22 protein-coding genes and 1 other annotated feature are annotated in these 22,069 nt (G+C 34.7%); of the genes, 20 read left to right on the top strand and 2 right to left on the bottom strand.

Translation table 11 applies throughout. The features are described 5' to 3' along the window. Positions 1–731: 731 nt before the first annotated feature. Positions 732–2,108 carry a MocR-like pyridoxine biosynthesis transcription factor PdxR gene (gene pdxR / locus KA814_RS04435; RefSeq protein ID WP_064209901.1) on the bottom strand — a complete coding sequence of 459 codons (1,377 nt, stop codon included), beginning with the start codon at positions 2,106–2,108 and terminating at the stop codon, positions 732–734. Between the two features lie 97 nt (positions 2,109–2,205). Between pdxR and pdxS the strand changes: the two genes are divergently transcribed. Then, positions 2,206–3,093, top strand: coding sequence for a pyridoxal 5'-phosphate synthase lyase subunit PdxS (pdxS, locus tag KA814_RS04430; protein ID WP_064209900.1), 888 nt, complete (start codon positions 2,206–2,208; stop codon positions 3,091–3,093). A gap of 1 nt (position 3,094) precedes the next feature. Beyond that, complete coding sequence (gene pdxT, locus KA814_RS04425; protein ID WP_064209899.1) at positions 3,095–3,670, top strand: pyridoxal 5'-phosphate synthase glutaminase subunit PdxT; 576 nt, start codon at positions 3,095–3,097, stop codon at positions 3,668–3,670. 59 nt (positions 3,671–3,729) lie between these two features. Here the strand turns inward: pdxT and KA814_RS04420 are convergent, their stop codons facing one another. Then, entirely contained in the window at positions 3,730–4,944 is a 1,215-nt protein-coding gene (locus KA814_RS04420) for a NupC/NupG family nucleoside CNT transporter (protein ID WP_046207697.1), read from the bottom strand. Positions 4,945–5,100: 156 nt separating this feature from the next. Between KA814_RS04420 and KA814_RS04415 the strand changes: the two genes are divergently transcribed. The 18 genes from KA814_RS04415 (at position 5,101) to rplA (ending at position 21,829) form a co-directional block, all read left to right on the top strand. After that, entirely contained in the window at positions 5,101–5,562 is a 462-nt protein-coding gene (locus tag KA814_RS04415; RefSeq protein ID WP_019468588.1) for a CtsR family transcriptional regulator, read from the top strand. Between the two features lie 24 nt (positions 5,563–5,586). Next, positions 5,587–6,138, top strand: coding sequence for a UvrB/UvrC motif-containing protein (locus tag KA814_RS04410; RefSeq protein ID WP_046207696.1), 552 nt, complete (start codon positions 5,587–5,589; stop codon positions 6,136–6,138). After that, a complete protein-coding gene (locus tag KA814_RS04405) occupies positions 6,131–7,141 on the top strand; it encodes a protein arginine kinase (protein WP_182478087.1) in 1,011 nt (336 codons plus the stop codon). The genes KA814_RS04410 and KA814_RS04405 overlap by 8 nt, the downstream gene beginning before the upstream one ends. 11 nt (positions 7,142–7,152) lie before the next feature. After that, positions 7,153–9,615 (top strand): ATP-dependent Clp protease ATP-binding subunit, encoded by a 2,463-nt coding sequence (locus KA814_RS04400; protein WP_046207694.1) that lies wholly within the window; start codon positions 7,153–7,155, stop codon positions 9,613–9,615. A 350-nt stretch (positions 9,616–9,965) separates the two neighbouring features. Continuing rightward, complete coding sequence (radA, locus tag KA814_RS04395; protein WP_107360032.1) at positions 9,966–11,336, top strand: DNA repair protein RadA; 1,371 nt, start codon at positions 9,966–9,968, stop codon at positions 11,334–11,336. A 74-nt stretch (positions 11,337–11,410) separates the two neighbouring features. Next, positions 11,411–12,469, top strand: a complete 1,059-nt coding sequence (locus tag KA814_RS04390) for a PIN/TRAM domain-containing protein (protein ID WP_070039491.1) — start codon at positions 11,411–11,413, stop codon at positions 12,467–12,469. A 438-nt stretch (positions 12,470–12,907) separates the two neighbouring features. Then, on the top strand, positions 12,908–14,362 hold the full coding sequence (gltX, locus tag KA814_RS04385) for a glutamate--tRNA ligase (protein ID WP_107360031.1): 1,455 nt from the start codon (positions 12,908–12,910) through the stop codon (positions 14,360–14,362). Between the two features lie 323 nt (positions 14,363–14,685). After that, a complete protein-coding gene (gene cysE / locus KA814_RS04380) occupies positions 14,686–15,327 on the top strand; it encodes a serine O-acetyltransferase (protein WP_046207703.1) in 642 nt (213 codons plus the stop codon). Next, a complete protein-coding gene (gene cysS / locus KA814_RS04375) occupies positions 15,311–16,711 on the top strand; it encodes a cysteine--tRNA ligase (protein WP_064209893.1) in 1,401 nt (466 codons plus the stop codon). Before cysE ends, cysS begins: the two co-directional genes overlap by 17 nt. A 1-nt stretch (position 16,712) precedes the next feature. Continuing rightward, positions 16,713–17,099, top strand: a complete 387-nt coding sequence (locus KA814_RS04370; RefSeq protein WP_064209902.1) for a Mini-ribonuclease 3 — start codon at positions 16,713–16,715, stop codon at positions 17,097–17,099. Between the two features lie 7 nt (positions 17,100–17,106). Continuing rightward, the gene (gene rlmB, locus KA814_RS04365; protein WP_046207688.1) at positions 17,107–17,856 is read left to right on the top strand and encodes a 23S rRNA (guanosine(2251)-2'-O)-methyltransferase RlmB; all 750 of its coding nucleotides are present in this window, start codon (positions 17,107–17,109) and stop codon (positions 17,854–17,856) included. Then, the gene (locus KA814_RS04360; RefSeq protein ID WP_019468577.1) at positions 17,853–18,377 is read left to right on the top strand and encodes an NYN domain-containing protein; all 525 of its coding nucleotides are present in this window, start codon (positions 17,853–17,855) and stop codon (positions 18,375–18,377) included. The genes rlmB and KA814_RS04360 overlap by 4 nt, the downstream gene beginning before the upstream one ends. A 74-nt stretch (positions 18,378–18,451) precedes the next feature. Then, positions 18,452–19,033: a sigma-70 family RNA polymerase sigma factor gene (locus KA814_RS04355; protein ID WP_107360030.1), complete on the top strand. Its 582-nt coding sequence runs from the start codon at positions 18,452–18,454 to the stop codon at positions 19,031–19,033. A gap of 122 nt (positions 19,034–19,155) precedes the next feature. Continuing rightward, positions 19,156–19,299 carry a 50S ribosomal protein L33 gene (rpmG, locus tag KA814_RS04350; RefSeq protein WP_071560108.1) on the top strand — a complete coding sequence of 48 codons (144 nt, stop codon included), beginning with the start codon at positions 19,156–19,158 and terminating at the stop codon, positions 19,297–19,299. Between the two features lie 127 nt (positions 19,300–19,426). Further along, positions 19,427–19,606 carry a preprotein translocase subunit SecE gene (gene secE, locus KA814_RS04345; RefSeq protein WP_046207686.1) on the top strand — a complete coding sequence of 60 codons (180 nt, stop codon included), beginning with the start codon at positions 19,427–19,429 and terminating at the stop codon, positions 19,604–19,606. A 14-nt stretch (positions 19,607–19,620) separates the two neighbouring features. After that, positions 19,621–20,169, top strand: coding sequence for a transcription termination/antitermination protein NusG (gene nusG / locus KA814_RS04340; RefSeq protein ID WP_019468574.1), 549 nt, complete (start codon positions 19,621–19,623; stop codon positions 20,167–20,169). Positions 20,170–20,482: 313 nt separating this feature from the next. After that, positions 20,483–20,905 carry a 50S ribosomal protein L11 gene (gene rplK / locus KA814_RS04335; RefSeq protein ID WP_019468573.1) on the top strand — a complete coding sequence of 141 codons (423 nt, stop codon included), beginning with the start codon at positions 20,483–20,485 and terminating at the stop codon, positions 20,903–20,905. Between the two features lie 228 nt (positions 20,906–21,133). After that, positions 21,134–21,829 carry a 50S ribosomal protein L1 gene (gene rplA / locus KA814_RS04330; protein ID WP_046207685.1) on the top strand — a complete coding sequence of 232 codons (696 nt, stop codon included), beginning with the start codon at positions 21,134–21,136 and terminating at the stop codon, positions 21,827–21,829. A gap of 90 nt (positions 21,830–21,919) precedes the next feature. After that, positions 21,920–22,067 (top strand) — a sequence feature (ribosomal protein L10 leader region). Positions 22,068–22,069 lie beyond the last annotated feature (2 nt).

Raw genomic sequence — 22,069 nt, 5'->3', positions numbered from 1 at the left:
AAAATTAAAATTAAGAAGTGTGACTTTACAGGCAATCACGACCCGAAAGGGTCTTTTTTTTACGTAAAAGGAGCTTAACTTCCCAGTTCGAAGAACTGCAAACTGACAAAAGAAAACGTTTGAAGCTGACGAAGTAAACGAGAGACGAAATGAGCTTACAAGCGGTAAGTGAGTGAGGAAAGCGTGAAATAGTAAAAGGAATGCATGAGCAAAAACTCATGCATAAGTACCGCTATCTCAATAAATTGAGAGTGGTACTTTACGAGCGCTTGCCTGAAGTCAGGAAAGCTGCTTAGCGCCGAAGGTAGCTGACTTACGTTCCGCAAGAGTAGGTAAAGAGGAATACATGAGCTAAAGCTCATGCATAAGTCACACTATTCCAATAACATATAAATTCATAAGATATATAAGTGTCAAAGGTAAAAATTAAAATTAAGAAGTGTGACTTTACAGGCAAGTAAATAGGATGCGATGAGCCGAGACCGAAAGGGTCTTTTTTTTACATAAAAGGAGCTTAACTTCCAGTTCGAAGAACTGCAAACTGACAAAAGAAAGCGTTTGAAGCTGACGAAGTAAACGAAAGACGAAATGAGCTTACAAGCGGTTAGTGAGTGAGGAAAGCGTGAAATAGTAAAAGGAATGCATGAGCTAAAGCCCATGCATAAGTCACAGTATTTCAATAACATATAAATTTATAAGAAATATAAAAGTCGAACTATCAATAATATATACTAGACTGTCAGTGTTTTGATTAGTGCGTCTGTATGTTCTTTGAGTTGGGATATCGGAATACCACCGAAACCTAGAATAAATTTAACTGTGTTTTGATCACTATCATATTTACTAAATGGTATTATTTTTAAATCATTTTCCTTTGCACGTTCTAAGCATTGCCCCATAGTCAAATGATTTTTGACAGTGAGTGTAAAATGCATACCAGCTAAAGCACCATCTATTTTTAATTGCGATTGATAAGGTGTTAATGCATTTAAAATTGTTGTTAGTTTATGGCGATACACGTTTCTCATTTTATTAAGATGCCTTTCAAAACTCCCTGATTTCATAAAGAGTGAAATCATTTTTTGTGTATGTGCCGGCACTGTGTTTCCTTCTTTATTTGCCAAGTTGTCATATTTTGAAAGTAAATTATTTGGTAAAACTAAATATGCAATTCGACAGCTTGGAAATAATGATTTGGAAAAGGTACTAATATATATGACCTTATCTTTAGTGTCTAAACTTTGTAGAGCAGGTATTGGTTTACCGAAGTAGCGAAACTCAGAATCATAATCATCTTCAATAATGTATCTATCAGTACTTTGTTGTGCCCAATTGATGAGTTGGGTTCTTTTTTTTAAACTCATAACATAGCCTGTGGGGAATTGGTGTGATGGTGTGACATATGCGATATTATTATTGGATTTCTGAAAGGACGTAATTTCTATTCCTGTACTATTTACAGGTACTTGAAGATAAGCAATTTGCTTTTTATCTAGTACTTGCTTAATGGGTGGATAACTAGGATTTTCTATTAAAAAACGACCGTCATTTAAAATGTCAGTTAAAAGATTTATTAGTTGTTCTGTTGAAGAACCGATGATAATTTGTTCAGGTCTACAGTTAACGCCACGACTATTAAATAAGTAATGTGCAATTTCTTGTCTTAATGAAATCTCGCCTTTTGAATTAACATGTTGTAGTAAATCAATTTCTTCATCTTCAAATGCATCTTTTGCATATTTTCTAAATTGTTTCATAGGGAAGTATTCTGCATCAATCTCTGATAAATTAAATGCCAGTGAACGGACTGATTGTGTCACTTCATGATTATTTTTTGAGTAATTATGATGTTGGGATTGGTCCATATTTCTTGCGATAACAGGAAGCGTTTCTATATCTGAAACAAAATAGCCTGAACGCGGTTTGGAGTAAATATATCCTTCATCTAATAAGAGCTGATACGCATGTTCAATTGTTGTATTGCTTACAGATAAATGTTGGCCTAATGCACGTTTAGACGGAAACTTATCTTCAGATTTGTATTGACCTTCTATGATTTGTTGTTTTAAATTTTCATATAAATTAATATAGAGATGATTTTTAGACAATAAACTGACCCCCTAAATTATTTTGAAAGTGTACCTTTTTAAATACCAGTTTATCTTTTAAAATGAATTTAATCAACTAAGTAAAGGGGTAAATAAAATGTCTAAATTTACTGGATCAGAAAGAGTCAAAAGAGGAATGGCTGAAATGCAAAAAGGCGGCGTCATCATGGACGTTGTCAATGCTGAACAAGCGAAGATTGCGGAAGAAGCAGGGGCAGTTGCTGTAATGGCGTTAGAACGTGTTCCTTCTGATATTAGAGCAGCTGGTGGTGTTGCTAGAATGGCAAATCCTAAAATTGTTGAAGAAGTAATGAATGCTGTTTCTATACCTGTCATGGCTAAAGGTCGTATTGGTCATATAACAGAAGCACGTGTACTAGAAGCAATGGGTGTTGACTATATTGATGAATCAGAAGTCTTAACACCAGCTGATGAAGAGTACCACTTACGTAAAGATACTTTTACAGTACCATTTGTTTGTGGCTGTCGTAATTTAGGTGAAGCAGCGCGTCGCATAGGTGAAGGAGCGGCAATGTTACGTACGAAAGGTGAACCTGGTACTGGTAATATCGTTGAAGCTGTTAGACATATTAGACAAGTCAATGCTGAAGTGAGTCGCATAACAGTTATGAATGATGATGAAATTATGACGGAAGCTAAAAACATAGGTGCACCTTTTGAAGTATTAAAATCAATTAAAGAAAACGGTAAATTGCCAGTGGTGAATTTTGCAGCTGGTGGTGTAGCAACACCTCAAGACGCTGCTTTGATGATGGAATTAGGTGCAGATGGTGTATTTGTTGGTTCTGGTATTTTTAAATCAGAAGATCCTGAAAAATTTGCAAAAGCAATTGTACAAGCTACGACGCATTACCAAGATTATGAATTAATTGGTAGATTAGCTAAAGAGTTAGGTACAGCAATGAAAGGTTTAGACATTAATGATTTGTCACTAGAAGAACGTATGCAAGAGCGTGGTTGGTAATATGAAAATAGGTGTTTTAGCTTTACAGGGTGCTGTGAGAGAACATTTGAAGCATATTGAATTAAGTGGACACGAAGGTATTGCCATAAAACATGTGGAGCAATTAGAGGAAATTGATGGGCTCATACTACCTGGTGGTGAATCGACAACGTTACGTCGTTTAATGAATATATATGGGTTTAAAGAAGCATTACAACAATCTGAATTACCTATGTTTGGCACTTGTGCAGGGCTTATAGTTATGGCAAAAGATATTGTTGGTGAAGAAGGATATCTCAACAAATTAGATATTACGGTCCAACGAAATTCATTTGGCAGACAAGTAGATAGTTTTGAAAGTCATTTAAATATTACTGGCATTGCAGAAGATATAGAAGGGGTATTTATCAGAGCCCCTCATATAGCCCAAGTCCATGGGAATGCCACAATATTGAGCTCGGTTGGTGAGAAAATAGTAGCAGTTCAAGAAGGACGCTATTTAGGTGTTTCTTTCCATCCAGAGTTAACAGAAGATTATCGCGTAACGCAATATTTCATTGAACATATTGTAGCAAAGGCTACAATTGAGCAAGTTTAATATAACGTAAAAAAGCAGGTCAATTCCAAAATGGATTGACCTGCTTTTTGTCAGTTTAATTAGATAAAGAAACCTGCGATTGCTGCAGAAATAAATGACACAAGTGTGGCACCAAATAAAAGTTTTAAACCAAAACGTGCTACCATATCACCTTTTTCATTATTAAGCGATTTGATTGCGCCAGAAATAATACCAATAGAACTAAAGTTAGCAAAAGATACAACAAAGACAGAGATTACACCTTTTGCGTGTTCACTGATATTTTTAACTTCATTTAAGCTTTGCATGGCTACAAATTCATTAGATAGTAATTTTGTTGCCATAATAGAACCAGCTTGAACAGCATCGTCCCATGGTACCCCAATTAAAAATGCTAATGGTGCAAATATAAATCCAATTAAAGTTTGGAAATCCCATGTAATACTTCCACCTGAAGCTGCAGTGAAAATAGCACTTACAACACCGTTTAACAAAGCGATAATTGCTATATAACCAATCAGCATCGCACCAACGATTACAGCAACTTTAAACCCATCTAAAATGTATTCCCCTAACATTTCGAAGAAGGACTGTTTTTCCGTCTCACTTTCTTCAACGATTAATTTATCTTCTTTTACATCTACTTTATATGGATTAATAATAGAAGCAATGATAAACCCGCCAAATAAGTTTAGTACTACTGCAGTAACTACATATCTAGGCTCGATTAATGTAAAATAAGCACCGATAATAGAAGCCGATACCGTAGACATCGCGGAAGCAGTCAATGTATAAAGACGTTGTTTAGGGATATGTGCTAATTCTTTTTTGAGTGAAATGAAAACCTCTGATTGACCCAAAATTGCTGCTGCTACCGCATTATATGACTCTAAGCGACCCATCCCATTTACTTTAGAAATGGCTAAACCTAAATAGTTAATAATGAATGGCAATATTCTTGTGTATTGTAAGATACCAATTAATGCTGAAATAAAAACGATTGGTAATAATACATTGAAGAAGAATGGAGGATTTTTAGGATCTACAAATTCAAATCCACCAAATACAAAATTGACACCTTCAGCAGCTTTAGCTAATAAGTAATTAAAGCCATCTGAAATGCCACCAATGACCGTAATACCAAATTTTGTTTTTAATAATATAAAAGCAAATACAAGTTGTATTATGAGTAATAAGCCAATGTATTGCCAGCGAATATTTTTTCTGTCAGAACTAAAGAGTAAAGCTAACCCAAGAAACACAGCAATACCAATTAAACCGATAATAATATGCATAATAATTCATCCCTTTAAATTTTTTCTTAACTCCTATAATACAATAAACAAGCGCTTACTTACATCCAAAATTGAAAAAATTTAAAACATATTGGTTGAAAAAGGTCAAAGTTGGTCATATAATATAGTCAAAGAAGGTCAAAAGAGGTGATAATCATGCATAACATGTCCGACATCATAGAACAGTACATTAAAAAATTATTTGAAGACACCAATGAAGACGTTGTTGAAATTCAACGTGCCAATATTGCACAGCGGTTTGACTGTGTGCCTTCTCAACTAAACTATGTGATCAAAACACGTTTTACAAATGAACATGGTTATGAAATAGAAAGTAAAAGAGGTGGCGGTGGTTATATTCGAATCACTAAAATTGAAAACAAAGATGAAACAGGTTACATTAATCATTTACTTCAACTCATCGGACCATCTATTTCACAGCAACAAGCTTATTACATCATAGATGGTTTATTAGATAAAGCATATATCAGTGAACGTGAAGCAAAAATGATTTACGCTGTAATCGATAGAGAAACTTTAAAAATGGATGTATTATCAAGAGATATTATACGTGCTAATATAGTGAAACGAATATTACATGTAATAAATTATTATTAAAGAAATTAAGAGAGGTGTTTGGTCGTGCTGTGCGAAAATTGTCATTTAAATGAAGCAGAAGTAAAGTTAGCAGTTAAAGGGCAAGATGGTGTACATGAAAAATGGGTTTGTGCCACATGCGCACAAGGCGGTAACCCGTGGACTCAAAACCAACAAATGCAGTCACAAGATGACATTGAAGGTGCGTTTGTAGTAAAACAAATATTACAACATTTAGCAGCGAAACACGGTATTGATTTCGATGAAATTGCATTTAAAGAAGAAAAGAGATGTCCTACTTGTCAAATGACATTAAAAGATATTGCGCATGTTGGTAAATTTGGTTGTGCAGACTGCTACGCAACTTTTAAAGATGACATTGTCGATATTGTACGACGTGTACAAGGTGGTCAAATTGAACACACTGGAAAAACACCACGCTCTTCACATAGAAAGTTAGCTTTGAAAAAACAAATAGAAGAGAAAACAACTTATTTAAATCAGTTAATTGAAGAACAAAATTTTGAAGAGGCTGCAGTTGTTAGAGATGAAATTAAGGCATTGAAAGAAGACAGCGAGGTGAAACATGATGAGTAAGAATGATATCAGCACCCACATTAGTGAGTGGATGAGAGACGAGGCAGAAAGTCCAATCGTAATGTCTTCGAGATTGCGTTTGGCTAGAAATTTAGAAAATCATGTACACCCTTTGATGTTTGCATCCGAACAAGATGGTAATAGAGTGATAAATGAAGTTCAAGATGCGCTTCCTAACATGTTTATACAGAGGTTAGACACGATGGACCAGCAGAGTAAATATAAACTTGTAGCGAAACATCTTATCAGTCCCGAGTTAATAAAAAGACCTGCTGCTGCAGTACTTTTAAATGAAGATGAATCTTTAAGCATTATGGTTAATGAAGAAGATCATATACGAATTCAAGCCATGGGAAATGATTTATCATTGCAAACATTATATGAAAAAGCTTCCGCACTGGATGACACATTAGACAGTGAGTTAGATGTAAGTTTTGATGAAACACTCGGTTATTTAACAACATGTCCGACGAATATCGGTACTGGTATGAGAGCCAGCGTAATGTTACATTTACCGGGACTTACGATTATGAAGCGGATGAATAGAATCGCTCAAACAATCAATCGTTTTGGATTCACAATAAGAGGTATTTATGGCGAAGGTTCCCAAGTATACGGTCACATTTATCAAATTTCCAATCAACTGACGCTTGGAAAAACAGAAGAAGAAATTATTGAAAGTTTAACTGAAGTAGTACAACAAATTATTAACGAAGAGATGCAAATTCGCGAACGACTTAGCAAGCATAATAAAATTGAAACTTTAGATAGAGTATATCGTTCGTTAGGTATCTTAAAATATAGTAGACTAATATCTATGGAAGAAGCATCATTTAGATTAAGTGAAGTGAAATTAGGTATAGATTTAGACTATATTGAATTAAAAGACTTTAAGTTTAATGAGTTGATGGTTGCTATTCAATCACCATTCTTATTAGATGATGAAGATGATAGAACAGTTAACGAAAAAAGAGCAGATATTTTAAGAGAACATATAAATTAGGAGGTCATGCTATGTTATTTGGTAGACTGACAGAACGTGCACAACGTGTATTGGCACATGCTCAAGAAGAAGCAATTCGCTTAAATCATTCAAATATAGGAACAGAACATTTACTTTTAGGTTTAATGAAAGAACCAGAAGGTATTGCAGCAAAAGTGTTGGAATCCTTTGATATTACTGAAGAAAAAGTAGTAACAGAAGTTGAAAAATTAATTGGTCACGGTCAAGAACAAATGGGTGCGTTACATTACACACCACGTGCTAAAAAAGTTATTGAGTTATCAATGGACGAAGCAAGAAAATTACACCACAATTTCGTTGGTACCGAGCATATATTACTTGGTTTAATTAGAGAAAATGAAGGTGTAGCTGCACGTGTTTTTGCTAATCTAGACTTAAACATTACGAAAGCACGCGCGCAAGTAGTGAAAGCTTTAGGAAGCCCTGAAATGAGCAATAAAAATGCGCAGGCAAACAAATCTAATAATACACCAACTTTAGATAGTCTTGCTCGTGACTTAACAGTAATTGCTAATGATGGCACGTTGGATCCTGTTATTGGCAGAGATAAAGAAATCACACGTGTCATTGAAGTGTTGAGTAGACGTACTAAGAACAACCCAGTATTAATTGGGGAACCAGGTGTCGGTAAAACGGCAATTGCTGAAGGTTTAGCACTTGCAATTGTTAATAATGAAGTTCCTGAAACACTTAAAGGTAAACGTGTGATGTCATTAGATATGGGAACAGTCGTTGCTGGTACGAAATATCGTGGCGAATTTGAAGAACGTTTGAAAAAAGTAATGGAAGAAATTCACCAAGCAGGTAATGTCATTCTGTTCATTGATGAGCTTCACACATTAGTAGGTGCTGGTGGTGCAGAAGGTGCAATTGATGCATCAAACATCTTAAAACCAGCATTAGCCCGTGGCGAATTACAATGTATCGGTGCGACTACACTAGATGAATATCGTAAAAACATTGAAAAGGATGCTGCGTTAGAACGTCGTTTCCAACCTGTTCAAGTAGATGAACCAACTGTTGAAGATACGATTGAAATCTTAAAAGGATTACGTGATCGTTATGAAGCACATCACCGCATCAACATCTCTGATGAAGCTTTAGAATCAGCAGCAAAACTAAGTCATCGCTATGTTTCTGATCGTTTCTTACCAGATAAAGCGATTGACTTAATTGATGAAGCAAGCTCAAAAGTAAGACTAAAAAGTCATACAACACCACCAAACTTAAAAGAGTTGGAACAAGAAATTGAGCAAGTGAAAAATGAAAAAGATGCAGCTGTACATGCACAAGAATTTGAAAATGCAGCTAATTTACGTGATAAACAAACTAAATTAGAAAAACAATACGAAGAAGCAAACAATAATTGGAAAAATAGCCAAAACGGTGCGAACACATCCTTATCTGAAGAGGATATCGGTGAAGTTATCGCTGGTTGGACTGGCATTCCATTAACAAAAATTAATGAAACAGAATCTGATCGCTTGCTTAACTTGGAAGATACGTTACACAAACGTGTCATTGGTCAAAAAGAAGCAGTGACATCAATCAGTAAAGCAGTAAGACGTGCAAGAGCAGGATTAAAAGATCCTCAAAGACCAATAGGTAGCTTTATATTCTTAGGACCTACAGGTGTCGGTAAGACAGAATTAGCACGTGCACTAGCAGAAACAATGTTTGGTGAAGATGACGCAATGATTCGTGTTGACATGAGTGAGTTTATGGAAAAACATGCTGTCAGTCGTTTAGTAGGAGCGCCTCCAGGTTATGTTGGTCATGATGATGGCGGTCAATTAACTGAAAAAGTAAGACGCAAACCATATTCAGTTATATTATTTGATGAAATCGAAAAAGCGCATCCTGATGTATTTAACATCTTGTTGCAAGTATTAGATGATGGACATTTAACAGATACTAAAGGTCGTCAAGTAGACTTCCGTAACACAGTGATTATTATGACATCTAACGTGGGTGCGCAAGAATTGCAAGATCAACGTTTTGCTGGATTTGGTGGCGCATCAGAAGGTCAAGACTATGAATCTATCCGTAAAACAATGATGAAAGAATTGAAAAATGCTTTCCGTCCAGAATTCTTAAACCGTGTAGATGACATCATTGTATTCCACAAACTGTCACAAGATGAGTTGAAAGAAATTGTAACAATGATGGTAAATAAACTTACAGATCGTTTATCAGAACAAGATATTGATATTATCGTTTCTGATGCAGCTAAAGAACGCATCGCTGAAGAAGGATACGATCCAGAATATGGTGCGAGACCACTTATTCGAGAAATCCAAAAAACGATTGAAGATAACTTAAGTGAGTTAATCTTAGACGGCAATCAAATTGAAGGTAAAAATGTTTATATCGACCATGACGGTAAGGAATATAAATATAACATTAAAGATAGAACAGAAGATGAAAAAGAAAAAGAAACTTCTGAATCATAAAATTAGATAAATCAATATAGGTCATAGTGCCAAAGCGTTTCTCAAGTATTTATTTCAACCTTGAGAAACGCTTTTTTAATTTCAAAAACTACGATACAGTATGGTGAAAGTATGATATGACCTTGTAGGCTAATTTGGATATCAATAAAGTATATCTTTTTGATGGTGCTATAGGCATAATAGTGTTATTTTTAAAAATAGATTTTTGCAATATATTCATTTATATATTACAATATAAAGCTATTTATTTAGCATATAAAATATCAAAATAAATCATTTGTAAATAAAATTTGTTTTTACATAAACATAGGTATAAAATAGATTTGTTCAATAAAGATGGAGGTGCAGTTTTGGCCAAAAAGAAAGTGATTTTTGAATGCATGGCATGTGGTTATCAGTCACCTAAATGGATGGGGAAATGTCCTAACTGTGGTGGATGGAATCAAATGGAAGAAATCATAGAACAGAAATCGACAAGTCCGAAACATGGTGTGCGCAGTCGTGAAAATACATCCAAAGTACAGAAGTTAAATGATATAAAGCATGAGACAACACCACGTGTTAAAACGAATTCAGCAGAGTTTAATCGAGTGCTTGGTGGCGGAATCGTTAATGGTTCACTTGTGTTGATTGGTGGCGATCCAGGTATCGGTAAATCAACACTATTGCTTCAAATATGTGCAGCGTTATCACAAGAGAAAAACGTTTTATATATAACTGGTGAAGAATCATTAAATCAAACAAAATTAAGAGCAGATCGATTAGATGAAGAGTCAAGTCATTTAAATGTATTTGCAGAAACAGATTTAGAAGTGATACATGAAACAGTTAAACAATTGAAGCCTGATTTGCTTGTTGTAGATTCTATTCAGACTATTTTTCACCCTGAAATCAGTTCTGCACCCGGTTCGGTATCTCAGGTGAGAGAGAGTACACAGAGCTTGATGAATATAGCTAAACAACTAAATATCGCGACGTTTATTGTTGGTCACGTTACGAAAGAAGGTCAGATTGCGGGACCTCGTTTGCTAGAACATATGGTAGATACGGTGCTTTATTTTGAAGGTGATGAGCATCATGCTTATCGGATTTTAAGAGCGGTAAAAAATCGCTTTGGCTCTACAAATGAAATGGGTATTTTTGAAATGAAACAGAGTGGATTGAAAGGTGTTAAAAATCCTTCAGAAATGTTTTTAGAAGAACGGTCTACAAATGTTCCAGGTTCGACAATCGTGTCTACTATGGAAGGTACGCGACCATTATTAATTGAGGTTCAAGCGTTAGTGACACCCACAACATTTAATAATCCTAGACGTATGGCGACAGGAATAGATCACAATCGTTTAAGTTTGTTAATGGCTGTATTAGAGAAAAAAGAAAATTATTTACTGCAACAACAAGATGCCTATATTAAAGTAGCTGGTGGCGTAAGATTAACAGAACCTGCTGTTGATTTAGGAATCATTATTGCTACTGCCTCAAGCTTTAAAGATTTAACTGTAGATGGCTTAGACTGTTTTATCGGCGAAGTTGGTTTAACAGGGGAAGTGAGACGTGTTTCTCGCATTGAACAACGTGTACAAGAAGCGGAAAAATTAGGTTTTAAACGCATTATTATTCCTGAATCTAATATTGGGGGTTGGGAATTCCCGAGCAACATTAAAGTCATTGGTGTGACAAATGTCCATGAGGCATTAAAATATGCCTTATCAAAACATTGATCAACGACATTTATTTAAATGGTTACATGGCTTATGAAGTCATAATAGCTTTCATGCGAAAGGAGCGTTAGCATTTGAACATGATAAGACTCATTGTAATCTTGTGCTATATCATATTGGGCGCAAGTTTAGGCGTGTATCTTATTCCAGAGATTATTGCAGATGCTGGATTGAGTCATTTCATGCTACTTACAAATAATTATTTCAATGGACTACTAGGGATTATACTGTTTTTTGCTATCTTTGGTTGGTTTATTAAGAAAGTAACTTTAGCAATGAAAGATTTAGAACAAATGATTATGCGTCAAAGTGCGATAGAAATATTGTTTGCCACAATTGGGCTCATTATAGGTTTGCTTATTTCTGTAATGATTTCATTTATTTTCCAAATTATTGGCAACAACGTGTTAAATCATTTTGTACCAATCATTGTTACAATCATATTGGGGTATTTAGGATTTCAATTTGGTTTACGTAAACGTGATGAAATGCTTTTGTTTTTGCCAGAAAATATGACGCGTTCTATGGCTATGAATACACGTAATGCGATGCCAAAGGTGATTGATACGAGTGCAATTATAGATGGACGTATTCTAGATGTTTTAGAATGTGGCTTTGTAGATGGTGAGATTTTAATTCCACAAGGTGTGATTAATGAATTGCAAGTTATTGCGGATGCGAATGATAGTGTGAAGAGAGAAAAAGGTCAAAGAGGCTTAGATATGCTTAATGCATTACACGATGCACAGCACCCTACACGTATTATTCAACCTACAAAATCACACAGTGATATAGACGCTATGTTAATTAAACTCGCGCTGCATTATAGAGCTCAAATTATCACTACAGATTTTAATCTGAACAAAGTTTGTCATATACAAGGCATTCAAGTACTCAATGTTAATGACTTATCAGAAGCCATTAAGCCAACAGTCCATCAAGGTGATCGACTTAACTTATTGTTAACTAAGATGGGTAAAGAAGCTGGACAAGCAGTGGGTTATTTAGAAGATGGTACGATGGTAGTTGTAGACAATGCTAAAAAACATATTGGCGAACACATTGATTTAGAAGTCGTCAGTTTATTGCAAACATCTTCGGGTCGGATTATTTTTGCTAAAAAAATATATTGAAATAGCAGTTAGGTTTCATATGAAATGTAGCAACTACAGTTACAGTTTCACATGAAACCTTTTTTACGTAAAAACACTGAATGACCAAGTGACAAAAGAATTCATTTATAAACAATTAAATTTAAGCGTGGTAATATCATAATCAGCTTTAAAGTGCTACAATAGATAGCGAAATTGTATTACTATATTTAGAATTATGCCGTGAAATTAAAAACAAAAAATGTTTGATTTTAATATAGTGATGCTTTAAAAAATGATGAGCTATGATATTATAAGTAAGCGAATAAGCAATATACTTTAAATGCTGAAACATTATTTTTTAATATGAACTTCATTGGATTCGTATTGATATATTACTGTGTGTAATAGATAGACACAGTAAAAATGAAAGCAATGAAATTGAAAATAAAAAATTAATTTTAAACAGGAGTGAACATAATGAGTAATCGTGTAAGAGTTAGATATGCGCCAAGTCCAACAGGTTATTTGCATATTGGTAATGCAAGAACTGCATTATTTAACTATTTATTTGCTAAACATTATGATGGTGATTTTGTAATACGTATAGAAGATACAGATAGCAAACGTAATTTAGAGGATGGAGAATCATCACAGTTCGATAATCTAAAATGGCTAGGTATTGATTGGGACGAATCAGTAGATAAGGATAAAGGTTATGGCCCTTACCGTCAGTCAGAACGTGCTGAAATATACAACCCGCTTATTCAACAATTATTAGATGAAGATAAAGCATATAAATGTTATATGACTGAAGAAGAGTTAGAAGCGGAACGTGAACAACAAATTGCGCGTGGTGAAATGCCGCGTTATGGTGGTAAACATGCACATTTAACAGAGGAAGAACGTCAACAATTTGAAGCAGAAGGACGTAAACCTTCTATTCGTTTCCGCGTTCCAAAAGATACAACTTATAAATTCGATGATATGGTTAAAGGCGAAATTTCATTTGATTCAAACAATATGGGAGATTGGGTAATTGTTAAAAAAGATGGTGTACCAACATATAATTTTGCCGTAGCTGTTGATGATCATTACATGGAAATTTCAGATGTTATACGTGGCGACGACCATATTTCAAATACTCCAAAACAATTAATGATTTATGACACATTTGGTTGGGAACCACCAAGATTTGCACATATGTCACTAATTGTAAATGAAGAACGTAAAAAATTAAGTAAACGTGATGGCCAAATCCTTCAATTTATTGAACAGTATAGAGACTTGGGTTACTTACCTGAGGCCTTATTCAACTTTATTACGTTGTTAGGTTGGTCTCCGGAAGGTGAAGATGAAATCTACTCTAAAGAAGAATTTATCAAAATCTTCGACGAAAAACGTTTATCTAAATCACCTGCATTTTTCGATAAACAAAAATTAGCTTGGATTAACAACCAATATATGAAACAAAAAGATACTGAAACAGTATTTGAACTTGCTTTTCCACATTTAGTAAAAGCAGAATTATTGCCTGAAAATCCTTCTGAAGAAGATAAAGCGTGGGGGCGTAAACTGATTGCACTTTATCAGAAAGAAATGAGTTACGCTGGAGAAATTGTTCCATTATCTGAAATTTTCTTCCGAGACGAACAAACACTAGGTGAAGATGAGCAAGAAGTTATTAATGGTGAACAAGTTCCAGAACTAATGAATCATTTATATGGCAAATTAGAAGCATTAGAAACTTTTGAAGCTGACGAAATTAAAAAAACAATTAAAGAAGTTCAAAAAGAAACAGGTATCAAAGGTAAGCAATTATTTATGCCGATACGTGTAGCTGTAACTGGACAAATGCACGGACCAGAACTGCCAAATACAATTGAAGTTTTAGGCAAAGACAAAGTGCTACAACGCTTAAAAAAATACGTTTAATGCGTAGAGTGAATAACATAGATTAAATGTATAACACTTGAAAAATTACAAGTTACCAACTATTATAATATGTGAATGAGCTAAAGGATTAGTATGCAATGGTATGTGTCAAGAGAGTGTGCGGTCGCTGTGAGCACAACACAAAAATTGTTGAATGCACCTTTAGTTTGATGAATTGAATAATGCAAATGAGTCAATATAAGTTGTATTGCTATGTGATTGAGGAATCAGCTTATTAAAAAAGAGTGGAACCGTGCAAAGCACCTCTAACAGTATGATGTTGGAGGTGCTTTTTTAATAAGGAGGTCGCAACCTTGTTTGAAATTTTGAAAAGAATCAAAGATGATGTAAATATGGTGTTTGAGCAAGACCCAGCAGCACGTACAACATTAGAGGTAGTTACATCTTATGCTGGTGTACATGCAGTGTGGAGTCACTTAGTTGCACATGCTTTATATAAAAAGAAAAAATATGTATTAGCCAGATTGATTTCTCAAATCACACGTTTTTTTACTGGAATAGAAATACATCCAGGTGCTCAAATTGGCAAGCGTTTATTTATTGACCATGGTATGGGCGTAGTGATAGGAGAAACATGTAGGATTGGTGATAATGTCACAATCTATCAAGGCGTTACTTTAGGTGGGACAGGTAAAGAGAAAGGGAAGCGTCATCCTGATATTGGAGACAATGTTTTAATTGCAGCAGGAGCAAAAGTACTCGGTAATATTAAAATTAATTCAAATGTTAATATTGGCGCAAATTCCGTAGTGTTAAACTCGGTACCTAGCTATTCTACAGTGGTTGGTATACCAGGGCATATCGTAAAACAAGACGGAAGAAGAATTGGCAAAACATTTGATCATCGTAATTTACCTGATCCAATTTATGAGCAATTAAAACAATTAGAGAAACAACTTGAGAAAACAAGAAATGGAGAGATTCAAGATGATTACATTATATAATACACTCACACGTCAAAAAGAAACGTTTAAGTCAATAGAACCAGGTAAGGTTAAAATGTATGTTTGTGGACCAACTGTATATAATTACATTCATATTGGAAACGCAAGACCTGCAATTAACTATGATGTTGTCAGAAGATATCTTGAGTACCAAGGTTATGAAGTGATTTACGTTTCAAACTTTACGGACGTAGATGATAAATTAATAAAACGCTCTAAAGAATTAAATGAGCCTGTAAATACAATAGCTAATCGCTATATCGATGCATTTTATGAAGATGTGGGTGCATTAAATGTCAAAAAAGCGACTTCAAATCCAAGAGTCATGAATCATATGGACGATATTATTAAGTTTATAAAAGAACTTATTGATGAAGGCTATGCATATGAAAGCGGTGGCGACGTTTATTTCAGAACACGTAAGTTTGAAGATTATGGTAAATTAAGCCATCAATCGCTGAACGATTTAAAAGTAGGTGCGCGTATTGAACAAGGGGAACAAAAAGAAGACGCTCTTGATTTTACGTTATGGAAACAAGCGAAACCAGATGAAATCAGTTGGGATAGTCCATTTGGCAAAGGTAGACCAGGCTGGCATATTGAGTGTTCGGTGATGGCTTATCACGAGCTAGGTGCAACAATTGATATTCATGCGGGTGGTACAGATTTACAATTCCCTCATCATGAAAATGAAATTGCACAATCTGAAGCGCATAACCATGCCCCATTCGCAAACTATTGGATGCACAATGGTTTCATTAACATAGATAATGAAAAAATGAGTAAGTCATTGGGCAATTTTGTCTTAGTGCATGACATTATTAAAGAAATTGATCCGGACGTCTTACGCTTTTTCATGATAAGTGTACATTATAGAAGTCCAATCAACTATAATATGGAACTTGTTGGGGCGGCTAAAAGTGGGTTAGAACGTATTCGCAATAGTTATCAAGCCATTGAAGAACGTGAAACAATTGCAACTAATATTGAAACACAAGATCATTATATTGATGAAATCAATCAAATATTAGACCAATTTGAAACGGTTATGAACGACGATTTTAATACGGCTAATGCCATTACAGCTTGGTATGATTTATCAAAATTAGCGAATAAATACGTATTAGAAAATACGACATCTACTAAAGTGATTGCACGATTTAAAGAAGTGTATCAAATCTTCAGTGATGTCTTAGGCGTTCCTTTAAAAGCATCAAACAACGATGAATTATTAGATGAAGATGTTGAAGCACTCATTGAAGAACGAAATCAGGCGCGACAAAATAAAGATTTTGCACGTGCAGACGAAATCCGTGACCAGTTAAAAGAACAAAATATTATTTTAGAAGATACGCCACAAGGTGTGAGATTCAAACGTGGTTAATATGGATAATAAGTTATTAAATCCATTAACTTTGGCATATATGGGTGATGCAGTATTAGATCAATTCGTAAGAGAGTACATTATATTGAAGTTAAAAGCTAAGCCCAATCGACTACACCAAGAAGCCAAGCGTTACGTATCTGCAAAAAGTCAGGCACAATCGCTTGAGCACTTATTAGAAAATAACTGGTTTACAGCGGAAGAATTAGATATTGTTCGTCGTGGTAGAAATGCGAAGAGTTATACTAAGGCGAAAAACACAGATATTCAAACTTATCGAAAAAGTTCGGGTTTAGAAGCAATCCTCGGATTTTTATATCTAGAAAAAAACCAAGAGCGACTCACCATGTTGCTTGAACGCATCGTAAAAAATGTAGATGAAAGGTAGTGAGACTTTGGAAGAGATTGTTATAGTAGGTCGTCATGCCGTAAAAGAAGCGATTGTTTCCGGACATACAATTAATAAGGTTTTAATTCAAGATACAGTGAAAAAAGGACAAATTAATGATATTTTAAAAAAGGCAAATAGTAATAAAATCATTGTACAAGCAGTGCCAAAATCAAAATTAGATGGTTTGTCTGATGCGCCTCACCAAGGTGTCGCTGCATACATCGCACCATATGAATATGCAGATTTTGATGCGTTTTTAGCACAGCAAAAGAACAATGAAAAACTATCAACTGTTTTAATTTTGGATGGCTTAGAAGATCCTCATAATTTAGGGTCGATTTTAAGAACGGCTGATGCTTCAGGAGTAGATGGCATTATTATTCCTAAAAGGCGATCGGTTGCACTTACGCAGACTGTTGCAAAAGCTTCTACTGGTGCGATTGAACATGTCCCTGTCATGCGTGTTACAAATTTGGCGAATACCATTGAAACATTAAAAGACCATGGATACTGGGTGGTCGGTACAGAAGCCGAAAATTCAACAGATTATCGTGAAATGGACGCTGGTATGTCGCTAGCGATTGTTATCGGAAGTGAAGGGCAAGGCATGAGCAGACTTACCAAAGATAAATGTGACTTTTATATAAATATTCCAATGGTAGGGCATGTAAATAGTTTGAATGCTTCTGTTGCGGCAAGCTTAATGATGTATGAAGTCTATCGTAAACGTAATCAGATTGGAGAAAAATCATGAAGGATCGTTTCTTGATTATAGACGGTTACAATATGATTGGCCAATCACAAGATTTAAGTCAAATAGCCCAAGAAAATTTGGAAGAAGCACGCGATCAGCTATTAACTGCGATTGCAAATTATAATGCAGTTATAGCAGATGAGGTTGTATGTGTGTTTGATGCCTATGAACAATCCGGCATGTCATCAGAATATATGTATCACGGTGTAAAGATTGTCTTTACTAAAGAAAAAGAAACAGCAGATAGTTTTATAGAAAAATATGTTTATGATTTATACGACAAACATACAAGACATATCACAGTGGTAACAAGTGATATGAGTGAGCAACATGCCATATTTGGTGCGGGAGCTTATCGTATCTCTTCTAGAGAAATGTGGAGAGACTTGAGAGAAAATGAAGTTTCGGTTTCAAAAAAGCTTGAAGGGTTCAATGAGCAGAAACCACGCACACGTATAGAACTATCAAATGAAATTTTGGAAGAATTTGAAAAAATTAGAAGGGGTAACAATCACAAATAAGAAGATTGGCCCCTTGCTTTTTTTATAGCGTCCTTTGTATGCTAACTTTATTCTGATTGAAAGGATAAAAAAGCATGCACCAAAGAATAAAACATCAAGAATCAATACCAGTTTCAAAAAGCAAACGCCAAGATATTCATTTCCTAATCGATTTACTTGAGCAAATACAACCACATATTAGAAAATGTTTAAATCATTTCACAATACATCCTGATGATAAAGAAGATTTACAACAAGAAATACTTTTGAAATTATTCAAAGCGATAAGTCAATTTGATTTTTCAAAAGACATACCGTTAGCACATTACGTAAATCGCACTATCAAAAATGCCAGAAATGATTATATACGAAAAAAATTAGCTGATGTAAGACGACAAAGGTTATTAGAAAATGAAATGTTAAGTAGTGTCCAAGTGTTAAGGCAAGTGAGGCAACCGGATGACATTATTTTAAGAAGAGAAACCCTGGTTTTGTTGCATCAAAGTGTTGAAAAATTAACAGAGTTAGAACAAGGTATTATAAAATATATTTTAAATGATTATAAACCATCAGAGGTTGCCCATATCTTAAATCTAAATGTTAAGATAGTTTACAATTCGATACATAGATGTAAACTGAAATTAAAGCGTGTTTTTAAGCAAAAGTATCATGACTAAAAACAGTTATGGATACGTATAAAATGATTTTTGGATTAATAGAAAGCAATAGTGGAAGATTGACAATTGACAGAGATGTTATGTATAGTAGATTGGTATTATAATGAGTAAGGTGAAGTGAAATGAAAAAAGTGCCATTAAGCTGTGAAACGTGTGGAAATAGAAATTATAATGTTCCAAAGCAAAGTAACCTTACATCAAGATTGACATTGAAGAAGTATTGTCCAAGATGTAACGCACATACAGTTCATAAAGAAGCGAAATAATGTCGGTATATTAGATTTAGTAATTGAGTAAATATAACCTTCCAATTTAGTTGTGAGTATTGTATTTGCTTAATTTGTCGTATGTATAAGCAAATGAGAAAATCGAATTAATATGGAGGTATTGCTAATGGCTAAAAAAGAAAATTTCTTTCAAGGCGTAAAGTCAGAAATGGAAAAGACGAGTTGGCCAACGAAAGAAGAATTATTTAAATATACTATTATTGTTGTGTCAACGGTAGTATTTTTCTTAGCCTTCTTCTATGTCTTAGATTTAGGTATTGGTAGAGTTATAGAGTTAATTAAATAGATAGGAGTGACGACATGTCTGAGGAAGTTGGCGCAAAGCGTTGGTATGCTGTGCATACTTATTCTGGTTATGAGAACAAAGTTAAGAAGAATTTAGAAAAACGTGTGGAATCTATGAATATGACTGAATTGATATTCAGAGTGGTTATACCTGAAGAAGAAGAAACACAAGTTAAAGATGGTAAAGCTAAAACGTTAACTAAAAAAACATTTCCTGGCTATGTATTAGTCGAATTAATCATGACTGATGAATCATGGTATATTGTGAGAAACACACCGGGTGTTACAGGATTTGTTGGTTCAGCAGGTGCTGGGTCAAAACCAAATCCATTATTACCTGAAGAAGCACGTTTCATCTTGAAACAAATGGGCATGAAAGAAAAAACAATTGATGTTGAATTAGATTTAGGTGAGCAAGTTCAAATCAAATCAGGTCCATTTGCGAATCAAGTTGGTGAAGTTCAAGAAATTGAAGCGGATAAGTTTAAATTGACAGTTCTTGTAGACATGTTTGGTAGAGAAACACCTGTTGAAGTAGAATTCGATCAAATTGAAAAATTATAAAGGTATATAAGTAATACTAGACTTGTTAAAGCAAGAAATATTACTTTACATGCATTAAGAACCCCTAATCATTAAAATGATTCAGTGTAAGGAATACCTGAGCTAGGGCTCATGCATTAAGAACCCCTAATCATTAAAATGATAAGGGGTTCTATAAAAAAAAGTTCCATTTTACTCTTGCTTTATGATTTGAGTAGATGTTATAATACTGTGGTCACGCTTATAGAGCGTTCATTTCGTCACGAAATGTAGAAGAGTGGGAGGACAAAACTGAGTCCTGTGACCACATCACGATATCAAGGAGGTGCACATCGTGGCTAAAAAAGTAGAAAAAGTTGTTAAATTACAAATTCCTGCAGGTAAAGCAAACCCAGCACCACCAGTTGGTCCAGCATTAGGTCAAGCAGGTGTGAACATTATGGGATTCTGTAAGGAATTCAACGCACGTACACAAGAAGATGCAGGTTTAATTATTCCGGTAGAAATCAGTGTTTATGAAGATCGTTCATTTACATTCATTACAAAAACTCCACCGGCTCCAGTACTACTTAAAAAAGCAGCTGGCGTTGAAAAAGGTTCTGGTGAACCTAACAAAAACAAAGTTGCTACAGTAACTAAAGATCAAGTACGTGAAATTGCAAACCAAAAAATGCAAGATTTAAACGCTGCAGACGAAGAAGCAGCTATGCGTATTATCGAAGGTACTGCACGTAGTATGGGTATCACAGTTCAATAATATAAAAAAATCAACGAAAACATAGATTGACGATGAAGCAGATGACAGAAATGACAAACAGGATCAAAGCGTTCAATATTGTCGTAATAAGAGGGAAATTGTCATTTATTTAGGAAGTGTTTCCTGAGATGAAATATGATTAAAACCTCTCTGTTATCTGCTCTTAACTTGCAAATGCGAGTAAATGTGGGAGGAAATTCCGCTAAAACCACTAAAGGAGGACATGAAATGGCTAAGAAAAGTAAAAGATTTCAAGAAGTAGCTAATAAAATTGACCGCCAAAAACACTATAGTGTGGAAGAAGCAGTTGAATTAGCTAAAGAAACAAGTATTGCTAACTTTGACGCATCAGTTGAAGTAGCATTCCGTTTAGGAATTGATACACGTAAAAATGATCAACAAATCCGTGGTGCAGTTGTACTTCCAAATGGTACAGGTAAATCACAACGTGTATTGGTATTCGCAAAAGGAGACAAAGCAGCTGAAGCAGAAGCAGCAGGTGCAGATTTCGTTGGTGAAGGTGAATATGTTCAACAAATCCAACAAGGTTGGTTTGACTTTGACGTAGTAGTAGCTACACCAGATATGATGGGTGAAGTTGGTAAACTTGGTCGTGTATTAGGACCTAAAGGTTTAATGCCAAACCCTAAAACTGGAACTGTAACAATGGACGTTACAAAAGCAGTTGAAGAAATCAAAGCAGGTAAAGTAGAATATCGTGCTGAAAAAGCTGGTATTGTACATGCTTCTATTGGTAAAGTATCATTTGATACTGACAAACTTGTTGAAAACTTCAAAGCTTTACAAGATGTGTTAACTAAAGCAAAACCATCTTCAGCTAAAGGTACTTACTTCAAATCTGTTGCTGTTACAACAACAATGGGTCCTGGCGTAAAAGTCGATACTTCTAGCTTCAAACTTTAATCTTAAATATAAATGATGATAAGACTGGATGGATATATTCAGTCTTATCTTTAAAAATATATTGACATATTATATTTAACCAGTTATATTGGTTAATGTATTATTTTACCTAAGACAGTAGGAGTTAGTCATAACTTAAAAATAATCCTACCGAGGCTAAAATTGACTTGAACGTGAAGATTTTTAGATCTTTCAAGCACTTTTTGCCGTGGGTAGAAAGTGCTTTTTTTATTGAGATAA

The sequence above is a fragment of the Staphylococcus sp. GDY8P196P genome (genome assembly GCF_017891705.1).
Classification (GTDB): domain Bacteria; phylum Bacillota; class Bacilli; order Staphylococcales; family Staphylococcaceae; genus Staphylococcus; species Staphylococcus ureilyticus.
This window is presented reverse-complemented; position numbering and strand designations above follow the sequence as displayed.

Bases quoted from the DNA above. Each gene is read 5' to 3' on its own strand.
- pdxS (WP_064209900.1), top strand. From the start codon at position 2,206: ATGTCTAAATTTACTGGATCAGAAAGAGTCAAAAGAGGAATGGCTGAA.
- pdxT (WP_064209899.1), top strand. From the start codon at position 3,095: ATGAAAATAGGTGTTTTAGCTTTACAGGGTGCTGTGAGAGAACATTTG.
- KA814_RS04420 (WP_046207697.1), bottom strand. From the start codon at position 4,944: ATGCATATTATTATCGGTTTAATTGGTATTGCTGTGTTTCTTGGGTTA.
- KA814_RS04415 (WP_019468588.1), top strand. From the start codon at position 5,101: ATGCATAACATGTCCGACATCATAGAACAGTACATTAAAAAATTATTT.
- KA814_RS04405 (WP_182478087.1), top strand. From the start codon at position 6,131: ATGAGTAAGAATGATATCAGCACCCACATTAGTGAGTGGATGAGAGAC.
- KA814_RS04400 (WP_046207694.1), top strand. From the start codon at position 7,153: ATGTTATTTGGTAGACTGACAGAACGTGCACAACGTGTATTGGCACAT.
- gltX (WP_107360031.1), top strand. From the start codon at position 12,908: ATGAGTAATCGTGTAAGAGTTAGATATGCGCCAAGTCCAACAGGTTAT.
- cysS (WP_064209893.1), top strand. From the start codon at position 15,311: ATGATTACATTATATAATACACTCACACGTCAAAAAGAAACGTTTAAG.
- KA814_RS04370 (WP_064209902.1), top strand. From the start codon at position 16,713: ATGGATAATAAGTTATTAAATCCATTAACTTTGGCATATATGGGTGAT.
- KA814_RS04360 (WP_019468577.1), top strand. From the start codon at position 17,853: ATGAAGGATCGTTTCTTGATTATAGACGGTTACAATATGATTGGCCAA.
- KA814_RS04355 (WP_107360030.1), top strand. From the start codon at position 18,452: ATGCACCAAAGAATAAAACATCAAGAATCAATACCAGTTTCAAAAAGC.
- rpmG (WP_071560108.1), top strand. From the start codon at position 19,156: ATGAAAAAAGTGCCATTAAGCTGTGAAACGTGTGGAAATAGAAATTAT.
- secE (WP_046207686.1), top strand. From the start codon at position 19,427: ATGGCTAAAAAAGAAAATTTCTTTCAAGGCGTAAAGTCAGAAATGGAA.
- nusG (WP_019468574.1), top strand. From the start codon at position 19,621: ATGTCTGAGGAAGTTGGCGCAAAGCGTTGGTATGCTGTGCATACTTAT.
- rplA (WP_046207685.1), top strand. From the start codon at position 21,134: ATGGCTAAGAAAAGTAAAAGATTTCAAGAAGTAGCTAATAAAATTGAC.